The following is a 17,876-nucleotide window of genomic DNA, read 5'->3' on the forward strand; positions in this document are numbered from 1 at the left end:
TGTCGCGGGAGAGCGCAATGCCCCCGCGGCGATGATGCGGACGGTCAGATGGCGTGAAGTCGCGCGGCGCCAAGCGGATAGGTCCATCCCTACTGTCGCGGTTAAGCACCGCCGACGAGACTACGAACTCCAAGCCGTCGGCGCGCGTATCAGACGCGTCCAAGACTCGGACTTGCAGGTGGCCCCGATCCAATAGCAACAGCGTCGCATGATTATGCGATCACCTGTGCGCCCTGGAGCTAGAGAACTTTATGTATGAAATTTTTTGTGTTTTCTTTTACGCTACGTCATCTGTTAGGGATTCCGCAAGAGGAAACCCGCAGATTCTACCAGGAATTAATTTTCCAATGGTCCGGTTATGCATGGAAGGTCCGGCAGATTACCTTGCGATCGTCGTAGATATTTCTGCGCGACAACTTTCAGACGCCGGTGTGAAATCTCGTAACCTTCTGCAAACATTCGACTTCTGCCCGATGCGCCGGCGCCGTTCAGGCGTGCGCGACCACCCCATCCGAACGGCGACCGGCCAATGGAAGAAAATGCCCATTTTTGCCCGATTTTGTGGTGTCGACTCTTTCCCGCTGCTCTCGCGAGCAGCCAGAGAAGACCGCGGGACGCGCGACGCTGTCACATCGTAGCCAAAATGCGGCCGAATCGAACCGGCAGGACAGTGAGGGGCGGTGCCGACGGTCAAGGAAAATGACCCCTGGCATCAGTCCAAAATTCGCGTGGGCCGAACGGGTGCTGGCGCCGAACGTCGCGAACCGATTTCGGTTTCGGGGTGGACCGGCTAAACCTGTCCCCGAATTTTTACGCCACCTGGCGCGCTAGCGCGCATTGCGACCACAGATCCGACAGCGAGTGGATCAGGTGGTCGATGTCGGCGTCGGTGTGCAGCGGTGACGGCGTGATGCGCAGGCGCTCGGTCTTGCGCGGCACGGTCGGGTAGTTGATCGGCTGCACATAGATGCCGTAGCGGTCGAGCAGGATGTCGCTGATCCATTTGCATTTCGCGGCGTCGCGCACCATCACCGGCACGATGTGGCTGGTGTTGGCCATATACGGAATGCCGATGCGGTCGAGCCCGGCGCGCACCTTCCGGACCCGGTCCTGCTGGCGGGCGCGCTCGATCTGGCTGACCTTGAGGTGGCGGATCGAGGCCAGCGCGCCGGCCGCCACATGCGGCGGCAGCGCCGTGGTGAAGATGAATCCGCTGGCGAAGGAACGGACGAAGTCGATCAGCTTGGCCGAACCGGTGATATAGCCGCCGACCACGCCGAAAGCCTTGCCCAGCGTGCCCTCGATGACGGTGATGCGGTCCATCAGCCCGTCGCGCTCGGCGACGCCGCCGCCGCGCGGGCCGTACATGCCGACCGCGTGCACTTCGTCGAGATAGGTCATGGCGCCGTGCTTTTCGGAGATGGCGACGATCTCGGCGATCGGGGCGATGTCGCCGTCCATCGAATAGACGCTCTCGAAGGCGACGATTTTTGGCACATCGGCGCCGTATTCCGAAAGCACGCGGTCGAGATCGGCCGGGTCGTTATGCTTGAAGATGCGCTTCTCGGCCTTCGAATGGCGGATGCCCTCGATCATCGAGGCGTGGTTGCCCTCGTCCGAGAAGATCACGCAGCCGGGGATGTTGGCGCCAAGCGTCGACAGCGTCGTCCAGTTGGAGACGTAGCCGGAGGTGAACAGAAGTGCTGCTTCCTTGCCGTGCAGGTCGGCGAGCTCGCGCTCGAGCAGGACGTGGTAGTGGTTGGTGCCGGAGATGTTGCGCGTGCCGCCGGCGCCGGCGCCGCATTTGTCCAGCGCCTCATGCATTGCGGCGAGCACGGACGGGTTCTGGCCCATGCCGAGATAGTCGTTGGAGCACCAGACGGTAACCTCGCGCGCCTCCTCGCCGGAATAGCGCAAGGCGCGCGGAAAGAGGCCGGCGCGGCGCTCGAGGTCGGCGAACACCCGGTAGCGGCCTTCCTGGTGCAGGCCGTCCAGCTTGCCGGCGAAGAAGTTTTCGAAATCCATCGGCTCTAAAGCTCCCTGGGGAACGTTCCCTCGGTACCCTTGGATAAAACCGTATCGCGCCCTTGCCCGCCCATTTCAACTATACGTTCCGGCAAGGCGTCGAAATGCCGCAAAACGGGATGGCGCCTCGCGTCACGATCATCCTCTCACATGGCAAGAACGTATCAGATCGGCCTTTCCATTCGCACGCGCAAAATTTTGAAGCCATATCAAGGAAAGGGCGAGGTTCACGTGTGCGTCCTTCGAGGCTCGCCCGCCAAGGTGACCGTAACATCGAAGAGGGCTCGCACCTCAGGATGAGGACCGGTGGGCGCTGCACCGCCAATCGCCGAGATCGGCAGATAAATCAAAGGCTCGATATCCGTTTCGTTCGACCTTCGAGATTGGCGGATAGCGCCTACAGCCCTCATCCTGAGGTGCGAGCCCTCACCATCGGCTGAAAACCTGGTTTGTAACTTTTCCGGGCGAGCCTCGAAGGATGCACGCCTATGAGGCAGCGCATCCATCACGCCGCGTCCTTCCATTTGATCGAGCAGCCGACCGAGGCGACCTGGTCGCGCGGGCCCAGGGCGGTGCGCGCCACCTCGAGCATCGCCTCGAAGAGGTCGCGGCGCAGATCCGCCGGGCCGACCTCTTTTCGCGAAGCATCGAGCCGGCCGCGATACTGCAGTTGCATGTCGCGGTTGAAGCCAAAAAAATCCGGCGTGCAGGCGGCGCCATAGGCACGGGCCAGCGCCTGGTCCTCGTCATGCAGATAGGCGAAACCGAAACGGTGCGCGGCGGCGAACAGCTTCATGTTGTCGAAGGAATCGGCCGGATAGGCGTCCACGTCGTTGGAACTGACGGCGACGAAACCGACGCCGTGCGGCTTCAGATCGGCGGCGTCGCGCACGATGCGGTCGATGACGGCGCGCACATAGGGGCAGTGGTTGCAGATGAAGGCGACAACCAGGCCGTTCGGGCCGGCCTCGCCCAGCACTGCGCGGCGCGTGCCGTCGGTGGCGGGCAGCACGGCATCGACAGCCGGCCAGCCGAAATCACAGACGGGCGGGAAAGACGCCATCGCAGGTCCTCCGTTCAGCAGCCTTTTCTGATTTTAGCGCCTATCGGAGGGTATTTGAACCGCCGAGGGCAAAACCTGTGCGAAAGTGCAAGGGTGAGACGCTTCCCTCCCCCTTGAGGGGAGGGTGCCGAGCGAAGCGAGGCGGGTGGGGTCGTTGCGGCAGCGCCCCGACGCAAAAAGACATTGGAGTTTGGCCGCGGCGACCCCACCCGGCCCTTCGGGCCGTCCTTCGGACTCCCTCAAGGGGGAGGGAAGGCCGGCTCCGCCCGCGCTTCCGCTTCCGCCGCGCGGCGGGCGACCATCCAGCCGAGCAGGCCGCCCAAAAACAGGGTCGCCGCGGCGATGAGGAAGGCCAGGCCGGGGAAAGGCGCAAAATCGACCGGCTGGACCGTGGCGGCATAGACCGCGCCGAAGAACAGCGGCGAGGCGACGCCGGCGATCGAGGCGACGCTCATATTGGCGCCCTGCAACTGGCCCTGCTCGGATTCGGAGACCAGCCGGGTCATCAGCGATTGCAGCGTTGGCATCGACAGGCCCCACAGCGCGTTGGGCACCATGGCGGCGGCGAACCACCAGCCGTTAGGCGCCAGCCCCATGCAGGCGACGCCCAGCGCGCCGCCGAACAGCCCAAACACCATCACGGCGCGGTCGCCGAAGCCTTTTACCGCCGGGCCGACGAGAAGACCCTGGACCGCCATGTCGAGCGCGCCGACCAGCGCAAGCACCAACCCGACTTCCCACGGACCCCAGCCGTAGCGCTGGCCGGCATAAAGCACGAACACCGCCGAAAACACGTGATGGGCGAAGTGCAGCAGGAAATTGACCGAAGCCAGCCCGAACAGTTCGTGGTGCGAGCGCAGCAATTGCAGCGCGCCGAAGGGGTTCGCGCGCTTCCAGGAAAAGGCCATGCGCTTTTCCGGCGGCAGCGATTCCGGCAGCACCAGCAGGCCGTAGAGGAAGGCGACGCCGGCCAGACCGGCGGCGAACCAGAACGGCGCGCGCGGCGAGATCTCGCCGAGAAAGCCGCCGAGCACCGGGCCGAGCACGAAACCGCCGGAGAAGGCGGCGCCGATCAGCCCGTAGGCGCGCGCCCGTCCCTCGGGCGGGGTGATGTCGGCCATGTAGGCGAAGACGGTGGTGAAGCTCGACGAGGTGACGCCGGCGACGATGCGGCCGAGCGCCAGCCACCACAGGTTCGGCGCCAGCGCCATCAGCACATAGTCGGCGGCGAGACCGGCGCAGGACAAGAGGATGACCGGGCGGCGGCCGTAGCGGTCGGACATCGAGCCGACGATGGGCGAGCAGACGAACTGCGCGGCCGCCCACAGCGCGACGAACACGCCGTTGATCCAGCCGGCGCCGGCGTTGGAACCGGTGAATTCCTCGATCAGCGGCGGCAGCACCGGGATGATGATGCCCATGGTGAGGATGTCGAGCACCGCGGTGACGAAGATGAATGCGAGCGCCGCCTTGCGGCGGCTGCCGGTGATCGGGTTCATGTCGGCCTCGCGGCATTTCGGGAGCGGGTTATAGGCCGCGGCCATGGCCAATGCCATTGGGCCAGAGGGCGGCTCCTGACAGGCGAGAGCTTTCCCTCCCCCTTGAGGGGAGGGTGCCGAGCGAAGCGAGGCGGGAGGGGTCGTTGCGGCCCAACGCCGACGTGCTTTGCGTTGGAGTTTGGCCGCGGCGACCCCGCCCCCGGCCTTCGGCCGGACCCTCCCCTCAAGGGGGAGGGGAAGCAGCGCTCTGCCACCGCGCGAAGGTGTCCTTCAAATCGCCGGCGGCTACCTGTTCGGGTGTCGGCGAGAAACCGGCGGCGAGCATTTTGCGGCCCATCATATGGTCGGCGGGACGGTTGACCGATTCGATCGCCGTCAGCCGGTCGCCGGCATAGTGGAACGCCGAGAAACGATTTTCGGCCGGGTCGCCGGCGATGACCGTGCGGTCGCTGGCGGCGGAGAGACCGACCATCTGCAGCTTCATGTCGCCGATGTCGGACCAGAACCACGGCACCGCCGCATAGGCGTCCTCGTGGCCGGTGACGGTGCGTGCAGCGAGTTTTGCCTGGTCGGTGGCGTTCTGCACCGATTCCAGCCGAACGTCGGCGCCGGTCTGCCAGTGGCGGTAATTGACCGCATCGCCGATCGCGAGGATTTCGGGAACGGAGCTGCGCATCTGCGCATCGACGCGGATGCCGTTGCCGACCGCCAGGCCTGCGGCCTCGGCAAGCCCGGTGCTGGCGACGGCGCCGATGCCGACCAGCACCATGTCGGCGGCAATCCGCTCGCCGGCCGAGGTGGTGACGGCGACGACCCGGCCGTTGTTGCTTTCGAGGCGCTCGACGGTGGTGCGCATCAAAAGCCTGATGCCAGAGGCGGCGAGGCGGGCGGCGACATGGGCTGAGATGGAAGGTGCGACGGCGCGGCCGAGCAGCCTCTCCTGCGCCTCGATCACCGTGACCTTTCGGCCGCCTGCGGCGAGCGTGGCGGCGATCTCCAGCCCGATGAACCCGCCGCCCAGCACCACCACCTCGCTCGCTTGCGCCGCGTGGTCGCGGATGGCGCGGGCATCAGTGACGGTGCGCAGCGAGAACACGCCGGCAAGATTCGCGCCGTCGAGCGGCAGCCTGCGCGGATGTGAGCCGGTGGCGAGGATAAGCCGGTCGAAGCCCAGCTTCGCGCCGTCCTCGAATTGGAGGTGCCGAGCTGAGGTGTCGATTGCCGCGACGCGATGGCCGAAGCGCAGGCCGATGTCGGCGCCGGTGTAGAAGGCCTCGGCGCGCAGCATCTGCGGCTTTGCGTCGGCATCCTTGAGGAAGGCTTTCGACAAAGGCGGCTTGTGGTAGGGCAATTCATTCTCGTCGCCGACAAGGGTGACGGGGCCGGAAAAACCTTCCTCGCGCAGGCTGGCCGCCGCCTGCACGCCCGCATGTCCCGCGCCGACGATAACGATGCCGTTGGTCATGGTCTTTTCGCTCCAGAGCGCATGCGCGCCATGCGCTCGCCTCAAGTACGGCGTGGATCTTGCCTTTCGCGCCGCGAACTGGAATGTCCCCCGCCGACGCCAGCATGCGGCGGGGCGTCGCACTTTGGCCAGCGTGCTGTCAAGCCGGCGAGCCGTAGCCGCGACCATCGAAACAGCCAAGCCTCTGGTTCGGCAACGAAAAGGTGACTACTTTAGAACAGTTCTAACTTATTGATTTGAAGGCGCTTTTTCAAGATTTACATTGACTTTTCGGGACCTCGCGCCGTAAAGGGCAAGCATGCTCGGTTGAGCATGTGCCTTTGATGTCTGGGCCTTGACCCCATGCGATTGGAGGTTTTCGTGAGTTCTTTCCATGCCTTGCGGTGCTGCGAGGCACCAAAATCCGCCGTTTTCACGGCCCATCCGCGCGCCGCGATGGCCGGCGCAGCGACGATGCGTCCGCCGGGGCGCCGCAGGCATCAGGCAATTGTTGACGTGAGGAGACCGACATGACGCGCGCATTCCATCCGACCCGACATGCGGTCCGCATCGCCGCGCTGGCGGCGACCGCCGCGCTGACCGCGGCCGTCTTCGTGCTGCCGGCCAAGGCCGAGACCGACCCGAAGGCGGTGATCGCCACCTATGCTGACATCGCGCTGGCCAACTATAGCGACGCGCTGATCACCGCGCAGGCGCTGGACGCGGCGGTGGACGCGCTGATCGCAAAACCTTCGGCCGAGACGCTTGCCGCCGCCAAGGAGGCCTGGAAGGCGGCGCGCATCCCCTACCAGCAGACGGAAGCCTACCGCTTCGGCAACGCCATCGTCGACGACTGGGAAGGCCGGGTGAACGCCTGGCCACTGGACGAGGGCCTGATCGACTACGTCGACAAGAGCTACGGGACCGAATCCGACGAGAACACGCTCTATAGGGCCAATGTCATCGCCAACAAGGAAATCGAGATCAACGGCGAGAAGATCGACGCCACGACCATCACGCCGGAGTTCCTGTCCGGCACGCTGCAGGAGGCCGGCGACATCGAGGCCAACGTCGCCACCGGTTACCATGCAATCGAGTTCCTGCTGTGGGGCCAGGACCTGAACGGCACCGGACCGGGCGCAGGCAACCGCCCCTACACCGACTTCGACCAGGCGAACTGCACCGGCGGCAATTGCGACCGGCGCGCCGCCTATCTCGCCGCCGCCAGCGACCTGCTGGTGACCGATCTCGAGGAGATGGTCGCCAACTGGAAGACCGACGGCCCGGCGCGCAAGGCGTTGACCGACGGCGACGCGAAGGCCGGCATCGCCACCATCCTGACCGGCATGGGCTCGCTCTCCTACGGCGAGTTGGCCGGCGAGCGCATGAAGCTCGGCCTGCTGCTGCACGATCCGGAGGAGGAGCATGACTGCTTCTCCGACAATACCTATATCTCGCATCTCTACGACGCCGTCGGCATCCGCAACGTCTACACCGGCAGCTACACGCGCGTGGACGGCAGCAAGGTGGAAGGTCCGTCGATCTCGGCGCTGGTGAAGCAAGCCGATCCGGCGGTGGACGCCGAGCTCACGGCCAAGCTGAACGCCACCGTCGAGAAGATGGAAGCGATGAAGACGCGCGCCGAGGGCGGCGAGGCCTATGACCAGCAGATCGGCGAGGGCAATGCGGACGGCAATGCCACCGTGCAGGCGGCGATCGACGCGCTGGTCGACCAGACCAAATCGATCGAGCGCGCGGTGGCGGCCCTCAAGCTCGACGCCATCGCCTTCGAGGGGTCGGACAGCCTCGATGCGCCCGACAAGGTGTTCCAGTGATGTCAGGCCGCAAACTCTACTCCGGCGGCCAACTGCAGGCGTTTTCTGCGCTTCCGGTGCTCACGTACTTAAACGTACGCTCCGCTCCGGTTCTCGAAAACACCCGCATTTGTCTCGCCGGAGCGAGTTATCAGCCAGACATCCCGGTCTAAGGACCGCGAACAAAGCCAAACGGCGCGGGACAAAAGACCGCGCCGCCAGCCAGCCAGAGTAGAAAATGCTGATCTGTCACTGCAACCTGATAACCGAAAGGGAGATCGAAGAAGCAATCCTTGACCTGTTGGAGCAGGACCCTTGGTCGCTTATCGTGCCTGCGAAGGTCTATCACAGCCTCCGCAAGCGAGGGCGCTGTTGCGGCTGCTTCCCAAATGTGGTGGAAACGATCATTCGGGTAACCGAAGCCTACCATCTCCAGTCGGAGGCGACCGGGATGGATGTCGTTTCACACCTGGACCGCGTCCGAGGACTGCGGGCCGAATACGGGAGCAGGATCCATGAAGGGCGAAAAGCAGGTCATCGAGCGGCTTAACGAGGCTCTGTTTCTGGAGCTCGGCGCCGTCAACCAGTATTGGCTTCACTACCGCCTTCTCGACGACTGGGGATACCAGAAGCTCGCCAAGAAGGAGCGCGCGGAATCGATCGAGGAAATGCATCACGCAGACAAGATCGTCGTCCGCATCATCTTCCTCGAAGGGCACCCCAACCTGCAGTCCGTGGCGCCGCTACGCATCGGCCAGAATGTCAAGGAAGTGCTGGAATCCGACCTCGCCGGCGAATACGACGCCCGCACCTCCTACAAGAAATCGCGCGAGATCTGCCACGACCTCGGCGACTACGTGACGATGGAACTGTTCGAGGAACTCCTGAAAGACGAGGAAGGCCATATCGACTTCCTCGAGACCCAGCTCGACCTGCTCGCCTCGATCGGCGAGGAGAAGTACGGGCAGCTCAACGCCGAACCGGCGAACGACGTCGACTGAGATGGCTTCATGCGGCGCATAGGGGGTCTTGCGCGCCACAAGGGGTTTGCGCGATCTGAGGCCGCCTTGCCTCCTCACCCGGCCTCCGCTTCGCTCGGCCACCCTCTCCCCGTTGGGGAGAGGAGGTTCTCCAACGATGGAGCCTATCCTTCAACCTTGAAAGGCGAGGCCGCAACGCCGACGATCTCCTCTCCCCGACGGGGAGAGGGTGGCCGAGCGAAGCGGAGGCCGGGTGAGGGGGCAGGGCATCTCATTGCGCTCGGATCGCTCTTGCTGGCTCTGTCCGCGTCAGTACTTCAAGCCGGCGACGTCCCTCCCGGTCTCACCACCACCCGCACCGACCTCTCCGCCGCAGACCTGGCGCGGGTGAAGGCCGTCACAGCGCCGGCGACCGATTTCTCCAAACCGGAATCCTTCGAACTTCTGCCCGGCGGGGCGACGACCTCAAAAAAACGTCCAAACCAGGACGCCTTCTCGCATTCCTCGGCCAACATCACCTTCGAGCAGGAAGGAACGTTCAAGCTCGGCAACGGGCTGTTCCGCAAATTGTGGGTGTCGTCGCCGTCCTCCACGCAGGCGTCCGACGGGCTGGGGCCGCTGTTCAACGCGCGAGCCTGCCAGAGCTGCCATCTGAAGGACGGGCGCGGGCATCCTCCGGAGGGGGCGGCCGACGCCACCTCGATGTTCTTCCGGCTGGCGCGCGCCGCCGAGACCGAGGAAGAGCAGCGGGCCGTGGCCGACCGGGCCGTGCTCAACCTGCCCGACCCCGTCTATGGCGGGCAGTTGCAGGACCTTGCCGTGCCCGGGCTGGCCGGCGAGGGCAAGATGGCGATTTCCTACACGGAAATTCCGGTGACGCTCGGCGACGGCACGGTCGTGTCGCTGCGCAGGCCGGCCTATTCGGTGACCGATCTTTCGGACGGGCCGCTGCATCCCGGCACGACGCTGTCGCCACGTGTCACTCCAGCGATGATCGGGCTCGGCCTTGTCGAGCAGATCCACCCCGCCGACATTTTTGCCAACGCCGATCCTGACGACCGCGATGGCGACGGGATTTCGGGAAAACCCAACATCGTGCGCGACGAACTCAGCCGCGAGCTGACGCTCGGCCGCTTCGGCTGGAAGGCGCAGGCGCCGTCGATCCGCCAGCAATCCGCCGACGCCTTCGCCGGCGACATCGGCATCTCAACGCCGGAGGTGCCGAAGAGCTTTGGTGATTGCACGGAAGCGCAGGCGAGTTGCCGGGCGATGCCGACGGGCGTGCAAGCGCGGCTGGGCGACGTAGAGGCGCCGCCGCCGGTGATGGACCTCGTCACCTTCTATTCCCAAAACCTCGCCGTGCCGGCCCGCCGCGACGTCGGCAAGCCCGCGGTGCTGGCTGGCAAGAAGATCTTCTATGAGCTCGGCTGTGCGTCGTGCCACACGCCGAAATTCGTGACGCGCCGCGACGCGCCGGACAAGGCGTTTTCGTTTCAACTGATCTGGCCCTATTCCGACTTCCTGCTGCACGATCTCGGCGATGGGCTGGCGGACGGGCAGCAGGTGGGCGACGCCACCGGCAATGAGTGGCGCACGCCGCCGCTGTGGGGCATCGGCCTGACCAAGCGGGTATCCGGCCACACGTTCTTCCTGCATGACGGGCGCGCCCGCAACCTGACCGAGGCGATCCTCTGGCATGGCGGCGAGGCGCAGAAGGCGCGGGATCGGTTTGCAGCGGTTCCCGCAGCCGACCGCCAGGCGCTGATCACGTTTCTGGAGTCGCTGTGATGCGCTTCTTCCTGTCTGCCATTGCGGCCTTGGCGAGTTTTTGTGCCTCTCCCGCCCTCGCCGCCAACGCCACAATCGAAAAGGCGATCGACGGTTTTGTGCGTCCCGCCTATGCCGATCTCCACACGGCGGCGGCAAAAGAGACCGGCGACATGCAGGCGCTGTGCGCCGAGCCCTCGCCCGAAAACCTGGCGGCGGTGCAGAAAAACTTCGTCGCGCTGGTGTCGGCCTGGTCGCAAGTGGAGATCATCCGCTTCGGCCCGGTGACCGAGGAGAACCGGCAGGACCGCATCCTGTTCTGGCCGGACCGCAAGAGCATCGGCCTGAAGCAGGTGCAGGCGGCTCTGGCCGACAAGGATCCGACCGCCAGCGACCCCGCGCGGCTTGCGGGGAAAAGCGTCGCCATGCAGGGGCTGGGCGCGCTGGAGTTCGTGCTGTTCGGCACCGGTTCCGAAACGCTGAAAGCGCCCGGCGACCCCTATCGCTGCTCCTACGGCCTGGCGATCGCGCAAAACCTCGAGGAGATGGCGAAGACCATCTCCGAGGCCTGGCAGGACCCTTCGGGCATCGCAAGAACCTGGGCCAATCCGGGGCCGGACAATGCGCTCTACCGCACCGACGACGAAGCGCTGACCGAACTGTTCGACGTGTTCGTGCATGGGCTGGAAATGGTGCGCGACGTGCGGCTGAACGGTTTTCTGGGCCAGACGCCGGACGACGACAGACCGAAACAGGCGATCTTCTGGCGCTCGGGCGCAACGGTCATTTCGCTCGGCGAGAACCTGGCCGGTATGAAAGCCCTGTTCGAGGCGTCCGGACTGGCTGACCTGCTGCCGTCGGACTCCGGGTGGATCGCCGATTCGATAGGTTTCGAGTTCAATACGGCACAGACGATGATCGGCCATGAACCCGTGCCGATCACCGAAATCCTGGCCAGCGACCATCGCGGCGGGCTGCCGGCGTTCCGGCTGATCACCTCGCATCTGTCGGAACTGTTCGGCGTAAACCTTTCCGCCGCGCTCGGGCTCTCTGCCGGCTTTTCGTCGTTGGACGGGGATTGAGGCGGTGCGCACGCCGCTGTTTGACCGCCGCGATTTCCTGAAGGCCGCCGGCGCGTCCTTCGTCGCTGCGCTGGCGCCGGCGGCGCAGGCGCGGACGGCAGAGGCCGACGCACTGTTCGCGAGCGCCTACCAGAACCGCGGTGGCGGTTTCGGCGTCGCGATCCTCACCGAGCAGGGCAAGATCGTCCATTCGGTCGACCTGCCGGATCGCGGCCATGACATAACCTTCGATCCGGTTTCGCGGCGCTCGGTGGTTTTCGCTCGCCAGCCCGGCACGTTCGCCGTCGTCTTCGACCACACCAACAAGGCCGAGCCGGTAACGATCCCGAGCGTGGCTGGCCGGCATTTTTTCGGGCACGGCGTGTTCTCGCCGGACGGAAAGCTCCTTTACGCGACGGAGAACGATTTCGACAATTCCGAGGGCATGATCGGCATTTACGACGCGACCGACGCCTTCCGCCGCATCGGCGAGTTCCCGACCCACGGCGTCGGGCCACACGAGTTGCTGCTCTGTCCCGACGGCAAGACGCTGGCCATCGCCAATGGCGGCATCGAGACGCATCCGGATTTCGGCGCGGCGAAACTCAATATCCCGACGATGAAACCGTCGCTCGTCTTCGTCGACCGCGAGACCGGCGACCTGGTCGAAAGCCACGAACTGCCGCCCGCGCTGCACAAACTCTCCATCCGCCACATGGATTTCGATCGCGACGGCACGCTGTGGTTCGGCTGCCAGCATGAAGGGCCGGCGACCGAGCGGCCGGCGCTGGTCGGCCGCGCCCGCATGGGCGAGCGTTTCGAACTGGTCGACTTGCCGGAAACGGCGCTGATTGGCCTGCGCAACTATGTGGGATCGGTGGCGGCAAACCCGGCGGCAGGGACGGTCGCGATCTCCTCGCCGCAAGGCAATTCACTGGTGGTGCTCGATGCGGTCACCGGCGCGGTGGCCTCAGTGCGCGACCTGACCGAGGTCTGCGGCATCGCCCCGGACAGCGCCGGGTTCCTCGCCAGCACCGGCACGGGCGAGATCGTGCCGCCGGAAGGCTCGGCGCATTCCGATCCGCACTATGTGTGGGACAATCATATGCTGCGGATCGAGGGGTAGGCGGCGGAAAACTCATGACGGCCTCTCCAACGATGCGTTAGAGGCAAAACATGAGACATCGTACATTGGCAATATTGGCACCGGGAATCAGACGGCGTTCCTTCGCACCCCCCTCTGTCCTGCCGGACATCTCCCCCGCAAGGGGGGAGATTGCGCCGGCCGCTTTGGTTTCGCCAATCGCCGGCGTTGGAGCAGGAGCGATGCCGCCGAAACTGCCAATCTCCCCTCTTGCGGGGGAGATGTCCGGCAGGACAGAGGGGGGTGCGAAGAACACCGCATCTCCAATCCAATCGTGACCATCAACCTCCCCACCCTCCCCGTCACCGAGGCGCTGCCGTCGCTGCTTGCCGCACTAGACGCCGGCAGCAGCGCCGTGCTGGTGGCGCCACCGGGCGCGGGCAAGACGACGCTTGTGCCGCTGGCGCTGCTCGATGCCAAATGGCGCGGCGACGGCACCATCCTGCTGCTGGAGCCGCGCCGGCTGGCGGCGCGGGCGGCGGCGCGGCGCATGGCGCAACTGCTCGGCGAGGAACCGGGAGGCACGGTCGGCTACGCCATGCGCATGGAGCGAAAGGTCTCGGCGAGGACGCGCATAGTCGTCGTCACCGAAGGCATTTTGGCGCGCATGATCCTCGACGATCCGGAGCTTCCGGGCATTGCCGCGATCCTGTTCGACGAGTTTCATGAGCGCTCGCTGGACGGCGATTTCGGATTGGCGCTGGCGCTCGACGTGCAAGGGGCGCTGCGGCCGGATTTGCGCCTGCTGGTGATGTCGGCCACCGTCGACGGCGCGCGGGTGGCGAGGCTGCTGGGCGATGCGACGCCGGTGATCGAAAGCGCCGGGCGCAGCTTTCCAGTCGACATCCACTATTCCGAGCGGGCGCCCGGCGCGCCGATCGAGGATGCGGTGGCGGCGGCGGTGCACGAGGCGCTGGCCACCGAGGAAGGAAGCGTGCTGGCCTTCCTGCCCGGCCAGCGCGAGATTCTTCGCACGGCCGAGCAGCTGGAGGCGCGCGTCGCAGGGACGGTCGACGTGATGCCACTTTACGGCCAACTCGACGCCCGCACGCAGGACGCGGCGATAAGACCGGCGCCGATCGGGCGGCGGAAAGTCGTGCTGGCGACCTCTATCGCCGAGACCTCGATCACCATAGACGGCGTGCGGGTGGTCATCGATTCCGGCCTGTCGCGGGTGCCGCGCTTCGAGCCGGCGTCCGGGCTGACGCGGCTGGAGACGGTGCGGGTGAGCCGCGCCTCCGCCGACCAGCGCACCGGCCGCGCCGGGCGCACCCAGCCGGGCGTCGCGATCCGCCTGTGGCGGGCCGAGCAGACGGCGTCGCTCGCGGCCTACAACACGCCCGAAATCCTCGAAGCCGACCTGTCGTCGCTCACGCTCGACTGCGCCGCCTTCGGCATAGCCGACCCACGCGCGCTGGCCTTCCTCGATCCGCCGCCGGGACCTGCGCTTGCCGAGGCGCGGGCCTTGCTGACCGCGCTCGATGCGCTCGACCCCGACGGTCGGCTGACCGAAGCGGGCGCAGCGATGCGCAAACTCGCGCTGCCGGTGCGGCTGGCGCATATGGTGGCGGAAGCGGCGCGCAACGGCGCCGGGCACGAAGCGGCGCAACTCGCCGTGCTGCTGACCGAACGCGGGCTGGGCGGCGACAGTGTAGACCTGGAGCGGCGACTGGAGCGATTCCGCGGTGAGAAATCGCCGCGGGCGGTGGCGGCAAGGCAATTGGCGGAGAGGCTGGCGCGGACCTCACCCTCCCCTTTGAGGGGAGGGTCGCGGAGCAACCCGCTCAGAACGAGCGGGTCTGGGACCCGGGGTGGGGTCGGTTATGAAGCGCTTCATCCTGAAGCGACCCCACCCCGTCTCGCGATCTCCGCTTCGCTCCGACCGCTCGCCGACCCTCCCCTCAAGGGGGAGGGTGAGGTCGGCGCGCTTCTTCTCCTTGCCTGGCCGGACCGGGTGGCGAAGGCGCGGGGCGAGCGTGGGCGCTTCGTGCTGGCCAATGGCAGCGGTGCAATGCTGGACGCCGCCGACCCCCTGGCGGGCAAGCAATATCTTGTCGTGGCCGACCTGCAGGGCAAGGCGCAGAACGCGCGCATCACCTCCGCCGCCGCGGTAAGCGAGGCCGACATCCGCGCCGTGCTCGGCGAGCGGCTGGAACGCCGGCGGACAACCGAATTCGACGTCGAGCGCCGCGCCGTGCGGACGCGCGAAAGCGTGCGGCTGGGCGCCGTGATGCTGTCGGAACAGCTTCTGCCGCCGCCAAAAGGCGACGCCGCCGACCGGGCGATCCTCGACGCGCTGCGCGAGCATGGACTTTCGCTGCTGCCGTGGAGCAAGGAGGCCGAGACGCTACGCGCTCGACTGGCGTGGCTGCGCGCTGCAGTGGGCGAACCCTGGCCTGACGTGTCCGACGCGGCACTGACCGAGGCACTGGAGGACTGGCTTCTGCCCTTCCTCACCGGCGAGGCGGCCTTTTCCCGCATCGACCCCGGCGCGGTGACGCAGGGTCTGCGCTCGCTTCTGCCGCACGATCTCGGCCGCCGGCTGGACAAGGCCGCACCCACACATTTTGCCGCGCCGTCGGGCAGCAGCGTGCCGATCCGCTATGACGGCGAGACGCCGGTGCTGGCGATCAGGGTGCAGGAACTGTTCGGGCTGACAAAACATCCGGCGATCGGCGATGGAAAGGTGCCGCTGACGCTGGAACTGCTGTCGCCGGCGCACCGGCCGATCCAGACGACACGCGATCTGCCCGCCTTCTGGCGCGGCTCCTGGGCCGACGTGCGCGCCGACATGCGCGGGCGCTACCCCAAACATGTCTGGCCGGAAGATCCGGCCAGCGCGACGGCCACGGCCCGGGCCAAGCCGAGAGGGACGTAGCCCGCTCAATCAAACCGCATTGCGCCGTCGTGCCGGAGGGAATACGGCTCGCGTGTCGGCAATAGGAAACCGGCGCGGAGCACAATGATCAAACCGTTCGTCTCGTCCGACTACGAGCAGCAGCACAGGCTCAGGCTGAACACCCTGATCCGCCTGCGCTGGCTGGCGATCGTCGGCCAGAGCGTGACGGTGGTGGTGGTCGCCTACTGGCTGAACTTCCCGCTGCCGGTCAGCCTGTGTTTTGCGTTGATCGCCTGCTCGGCCTGGCTCAACCTCTATCTCACCTTCCGCTATCCGTCGGCGCACCGGCTGGCGCCGAACGCGGCGCTGGCGACGCTGCTGTTCGATTCGCTGCAGCTCGCCGGCCTGCTCTTCCTCACCGGCGGGCTGACCAACCCGTTTTCGCTGCTCTTGACCGTGCCGGTGGTGATCTCGGCCACGACGCTGCCGCTGCGGATGACGGCGGTGCTGGGCGGGCTGGTGATGGCCATGGCGAGCCTCCTGGTGTTCTACCATTTTCCGCTGCCATGGATCGAGGGTGCGGCGCTCACAATCCCCTTCGTCTACGTCGCCGGCATGTGGATGGCGGTGTTTTCATCCATCACCTTCACCGCCGTCTATGCCTGGCGGGTAGCGGAGGAGGCGCGGCTGCTGGCCAACGCGCTTGCCGCCACCGAACTGGTGCTGCAGCGCGAGCAACATCTTTCGGCGCTGGACGGGCTGGCGGCGGCGGCGGCGCACGAACTCGGCACGCCACTCGCCACCATCACCGTGGTCGCCAAGGAGATGGAACGGGCGCTGGGCGAAGATCCGAAATACCGCGAGGACGTGACTTTGCTGCGCTCGCAGAGCGAACGCTGCCGCGAGATCCTCAAGCGGCTGACCAGCCTGTCGACCGAAGGCGAGCAGCATCTGGCGCGGCTGCCGCTGACCTCGCTGATCGAGGAGGTGATCGCCCCGCATCGCGACTTCGGCATCGCCATCCGCCTGGAGCCGCGCGAATGCGTCGGCGAGGAGCCGGTCGGGCAGCGCAACCCCGGCGTCATCTACGGGCTCGGCAACCTCGTCGAGAACGCCGTCGACTTCGCCTCCGGCGCGGTCACCGTGCGCTGGCGCTGGGACGCCGAACAGGTGATCATCGACGTGATCGACGACGGCCCCGGCTTCCCGCCGGAAATCCTCGACCGCATCGGCGAGCCCTATATGTCGACGCGCCAGGGCGCCGAGCCGGGCGGCGGGCTCGGGCTCGGCCTGTTCATCGCCAAGACGCTGCTGGAGCGCTCGGGCGCGAAACTCTCCTTCTTCAACGCCAACCAGCGCGGACTGGGCGCGGTGGCGCAAGTGGTATGGAGCCGCGAGCAGTTCGTCAGTCGGCGAACGGCCCCGGCCGATGCGTTTTAGGGTCTGTTGATATTCGGGCCAAGGCGGCCTGCAAATGGCGCTTTTCTGCGCTTCCGATGCTCTTGTACCTTCACGTACACTGCGCTTCGGTTCTCGAAAACCGCCATTTTCGGCGCGCCCTGACCTGAATCTCAACAGACCCCAGGCCGGCTGAGGTGGTATTTAGGCCTTCGGCAAGCTATATCCTACCCAAAAGACCAAGAACGGATGGACGACGATGATCGCCGAGGAAACGCTGCACGACAAGGCCATAGGACCCGACGCCTCGCTGCTGCTGGTCGATGACGACAAGCCGTTCCTGACCCGGCTGGCGCGCGCCATGGAAGCACGCGGCTTCGCGGTCGACACGGCCGAAAGCGTCGAGGAGGCGGTCGCCAAGGCGAAGGCGGGCGCGCCGGCTTATGCGGTGGTTGACATGCGGCTGGGCGACGGCAACGGGCTCGACGTGGTGGCGGCGATCCGCGAGAGCCGCGCCGACACGCGCACCGTCATCCTCACCGGCTACGGCAACATCGCCACCGCCGTGACCGCCGTGAAACTCGGCGCCATTGACTATCTGTCGAAACCGGCCGACGCCGACGACATCTATGCCGCGCTGACCCGCACCGGCGGCGAGCGTGCCGCCCCGCCGGAAAACCCGATGTCGGCCGACCGCGTGCGCTGGGAGCATATCCAGCGAGTCTACGAGATGTGCGACCGCAACGTCTCCGAGACGGCGCGCCGGCTCAACATGCATCGCCGCACACTGCAGCGGATTCTGGCCAAGCGCGCTCCGCGCTGACGGGCCGATCGCCGCGGCG

At 66.2% G+C, this 17,876-nt stretch carries 13 protein-coding genes; 9 read left to right on the forward strand and 4 right to left on the reverse strand.

Annotated features, from left to right (window positions below):
- Positions 1-810: 810 nt before the first annotated feature.
- The 4 genes from hemA to RB623_RS16670 all read right to left on the reverse strand — a co-directional run bounded on the left by hemA (position 811) and on the right by RB623_RS16670 (position 6,052).
- Positions 811-2,025 carry a 5-aminolevulinate synthase gene (hemA, locus tag RB623_RS16655; RefSeq protein WP_308058031.1) on the reverse strand — a complete coding sequence of 405 codons (1,215 nt, stop codon included), beginning with the start codon at positions 2,023-2,025 and terminating at the stop codon, positions 811-813.
- Positions 2,026-2,530: 505 nt separating this feature from the next.
- Positions 2,531-3,088 carry a thioredoxin family protein gene (locus RB623_RS16660; RefSeq protein WP_308058032.1) on the reverse strand — a complete coding sequence of 186 codons (558 nt, stop codon included), beginning with the start codon at positions 3,086-3,088 and terminating at the stop codon, positions 2,531-2,533.
- A gap of 239 nt (positions 3,089-3,327) precedes the next feature.
- A complete protein-coding gene (locus tag RB623_RS16665; protein WP_308058033.1) occupies positions 3,328-4,644 on the reverse strand; it encodes a TCR/Tet family MFS transporter in 1,317 nt (438 codons plus the stop codon).
- Positions 4,645-4,810: 166 nt separating this feature from the next.
- A complete protein-coding gene (locus tag RB623_RS16670; protein WP_308058034.1) occupies positions 4,811-6,052 on the reverse strand; it encodes an FAD-dependent oxidoreductase in 1,242 nt (413 codons plus the stop codon).
- Between the two features lie 509 nt (positions 6,053-6,561).
- Between RB623_RS16670 and RB623_RS16675 the strand changes: the two genes are divergently transcribed.
- The 9 genes from RB623_RS16675 to RB623_RS16715 all read left to right on the forward strand — a co-directional run bounded on the left by RB623_RS16675 (position 6,562) and on the right by RB623_RS16715 (position 17,857).
- A complete protein-coding gene (locus tag RB623_RS16675; protein ID WP_308058035.1) occupies positions 6,562-7,866 on the forward strand; it encodes an imelysin family protein in 1,305 nt (434 codons plus the stop codon).
- Between the two features lie 217 nt (positions 7,867-8,083).
- The gene (locus tag RB623_RS16680) at positions 8,084-8,395 is read left to right on the forward strand and encodes a (2Fe-2S)-binding protein (RefSeq protein WP_308058036.1); all 312 of its coding nucleotides are present in this window, start codon (positions 8,084-8,086) and stop codon (positions 8,393-8,395) included.
- A complete protein-coding gene (bfr, locus tag RB623_RS16685) occupies positions 8,361-8,846 on the forward strand; it encodes a bacterioferritin (protein ID WP_308058037.1) in 486 nt (161 codons plus the stop codon). Before RB623_RS16680 ends, bfr begins: the two co-directional genes overlap by 35 nt.
- A 252-nt stretch (positions 8,847-9,098) precedes the next feature.
- Entirely contained in the window at positions 9,099-10,613 is a 1,515-nt protein-coding gene (locus tag RB623_RS16690) for a di-heme oxidoredictase family protein (protein ID WP_374121693.1), read from the forward strand.
- Positions 10,613-11,674, forward strand: a complete 1,062-nt coding sequence (locus tag RB623_RS16695) for an imelysin family protein (RefSeq protein ID WP_308058038.1) — start codon at positions 10,613-10,615, stop codon at positions 11,672-11,674. The genes RB623_RS16690 and RB623_RS16695 overlap by 1 nt, the downstream gene beginning before the upstream one ends.
- Positions 11,675-11,678: 4 nt before the next feature.
- A complete protein-coding gene (locus RB623_RS16700) occupies positions 11,679-12,779 on the forward strand; it encodes a DUF1513 domain-containing protein (protein WP_308058039.1) in 1,101 nt (366 codons plus the stop codon).
- Between the two features lie 289 nt (positions 12,780-13,068).
- Positions 13,069-15,675, forward strand: a complete 2,607-nt coding sequence (hrpB, locus tag RB623_RS16705; protein WP_308058228.1) for an ATP-dependent helicase HrpB — start codon at positions 13,069-13,071, stop codon at positions 15,673-15,675.
- 84 nt (positions 15,676-15,759) lie between these two features.
- A complete protein-coding gene (locus tag RB623_RS16710) occupies positions 15,760-17,076 on the forward strand; it encodes an ActS/PrrB/RegB family redox-sensitive histidine kinase (RefSeq protein WP_308058040.1) in 1,317 nt (438 codons plus the stop codon).
- A gap of 217 nt (positions 17,077-17,293) precedes the next feature.
- Complete coding sequence (locus tag RB623_RS16715; protein WP_308058041.1) at positions 17,294-17,857, forward strand: ActR/PrrA/RegA family redox response regulator transcription factor; 564 nt, start codon at positions 17,294-17,296, stop codon at positions 17,855-17,857.
- The last annotated feature ends 19 nt before the right edge of the window (positions 17,858-17,876 follow it).

It is taken from the genome of Mesorhizobium sp. LHD-90, assembly GCF_030929505.1.
In the GTDB taxonomy this organism is placed as follows: Bacteria; Pseudomonadota; Alphaproteobacteria; order Rhizobiales; family Rhizobiaceae; genus Kumtagia.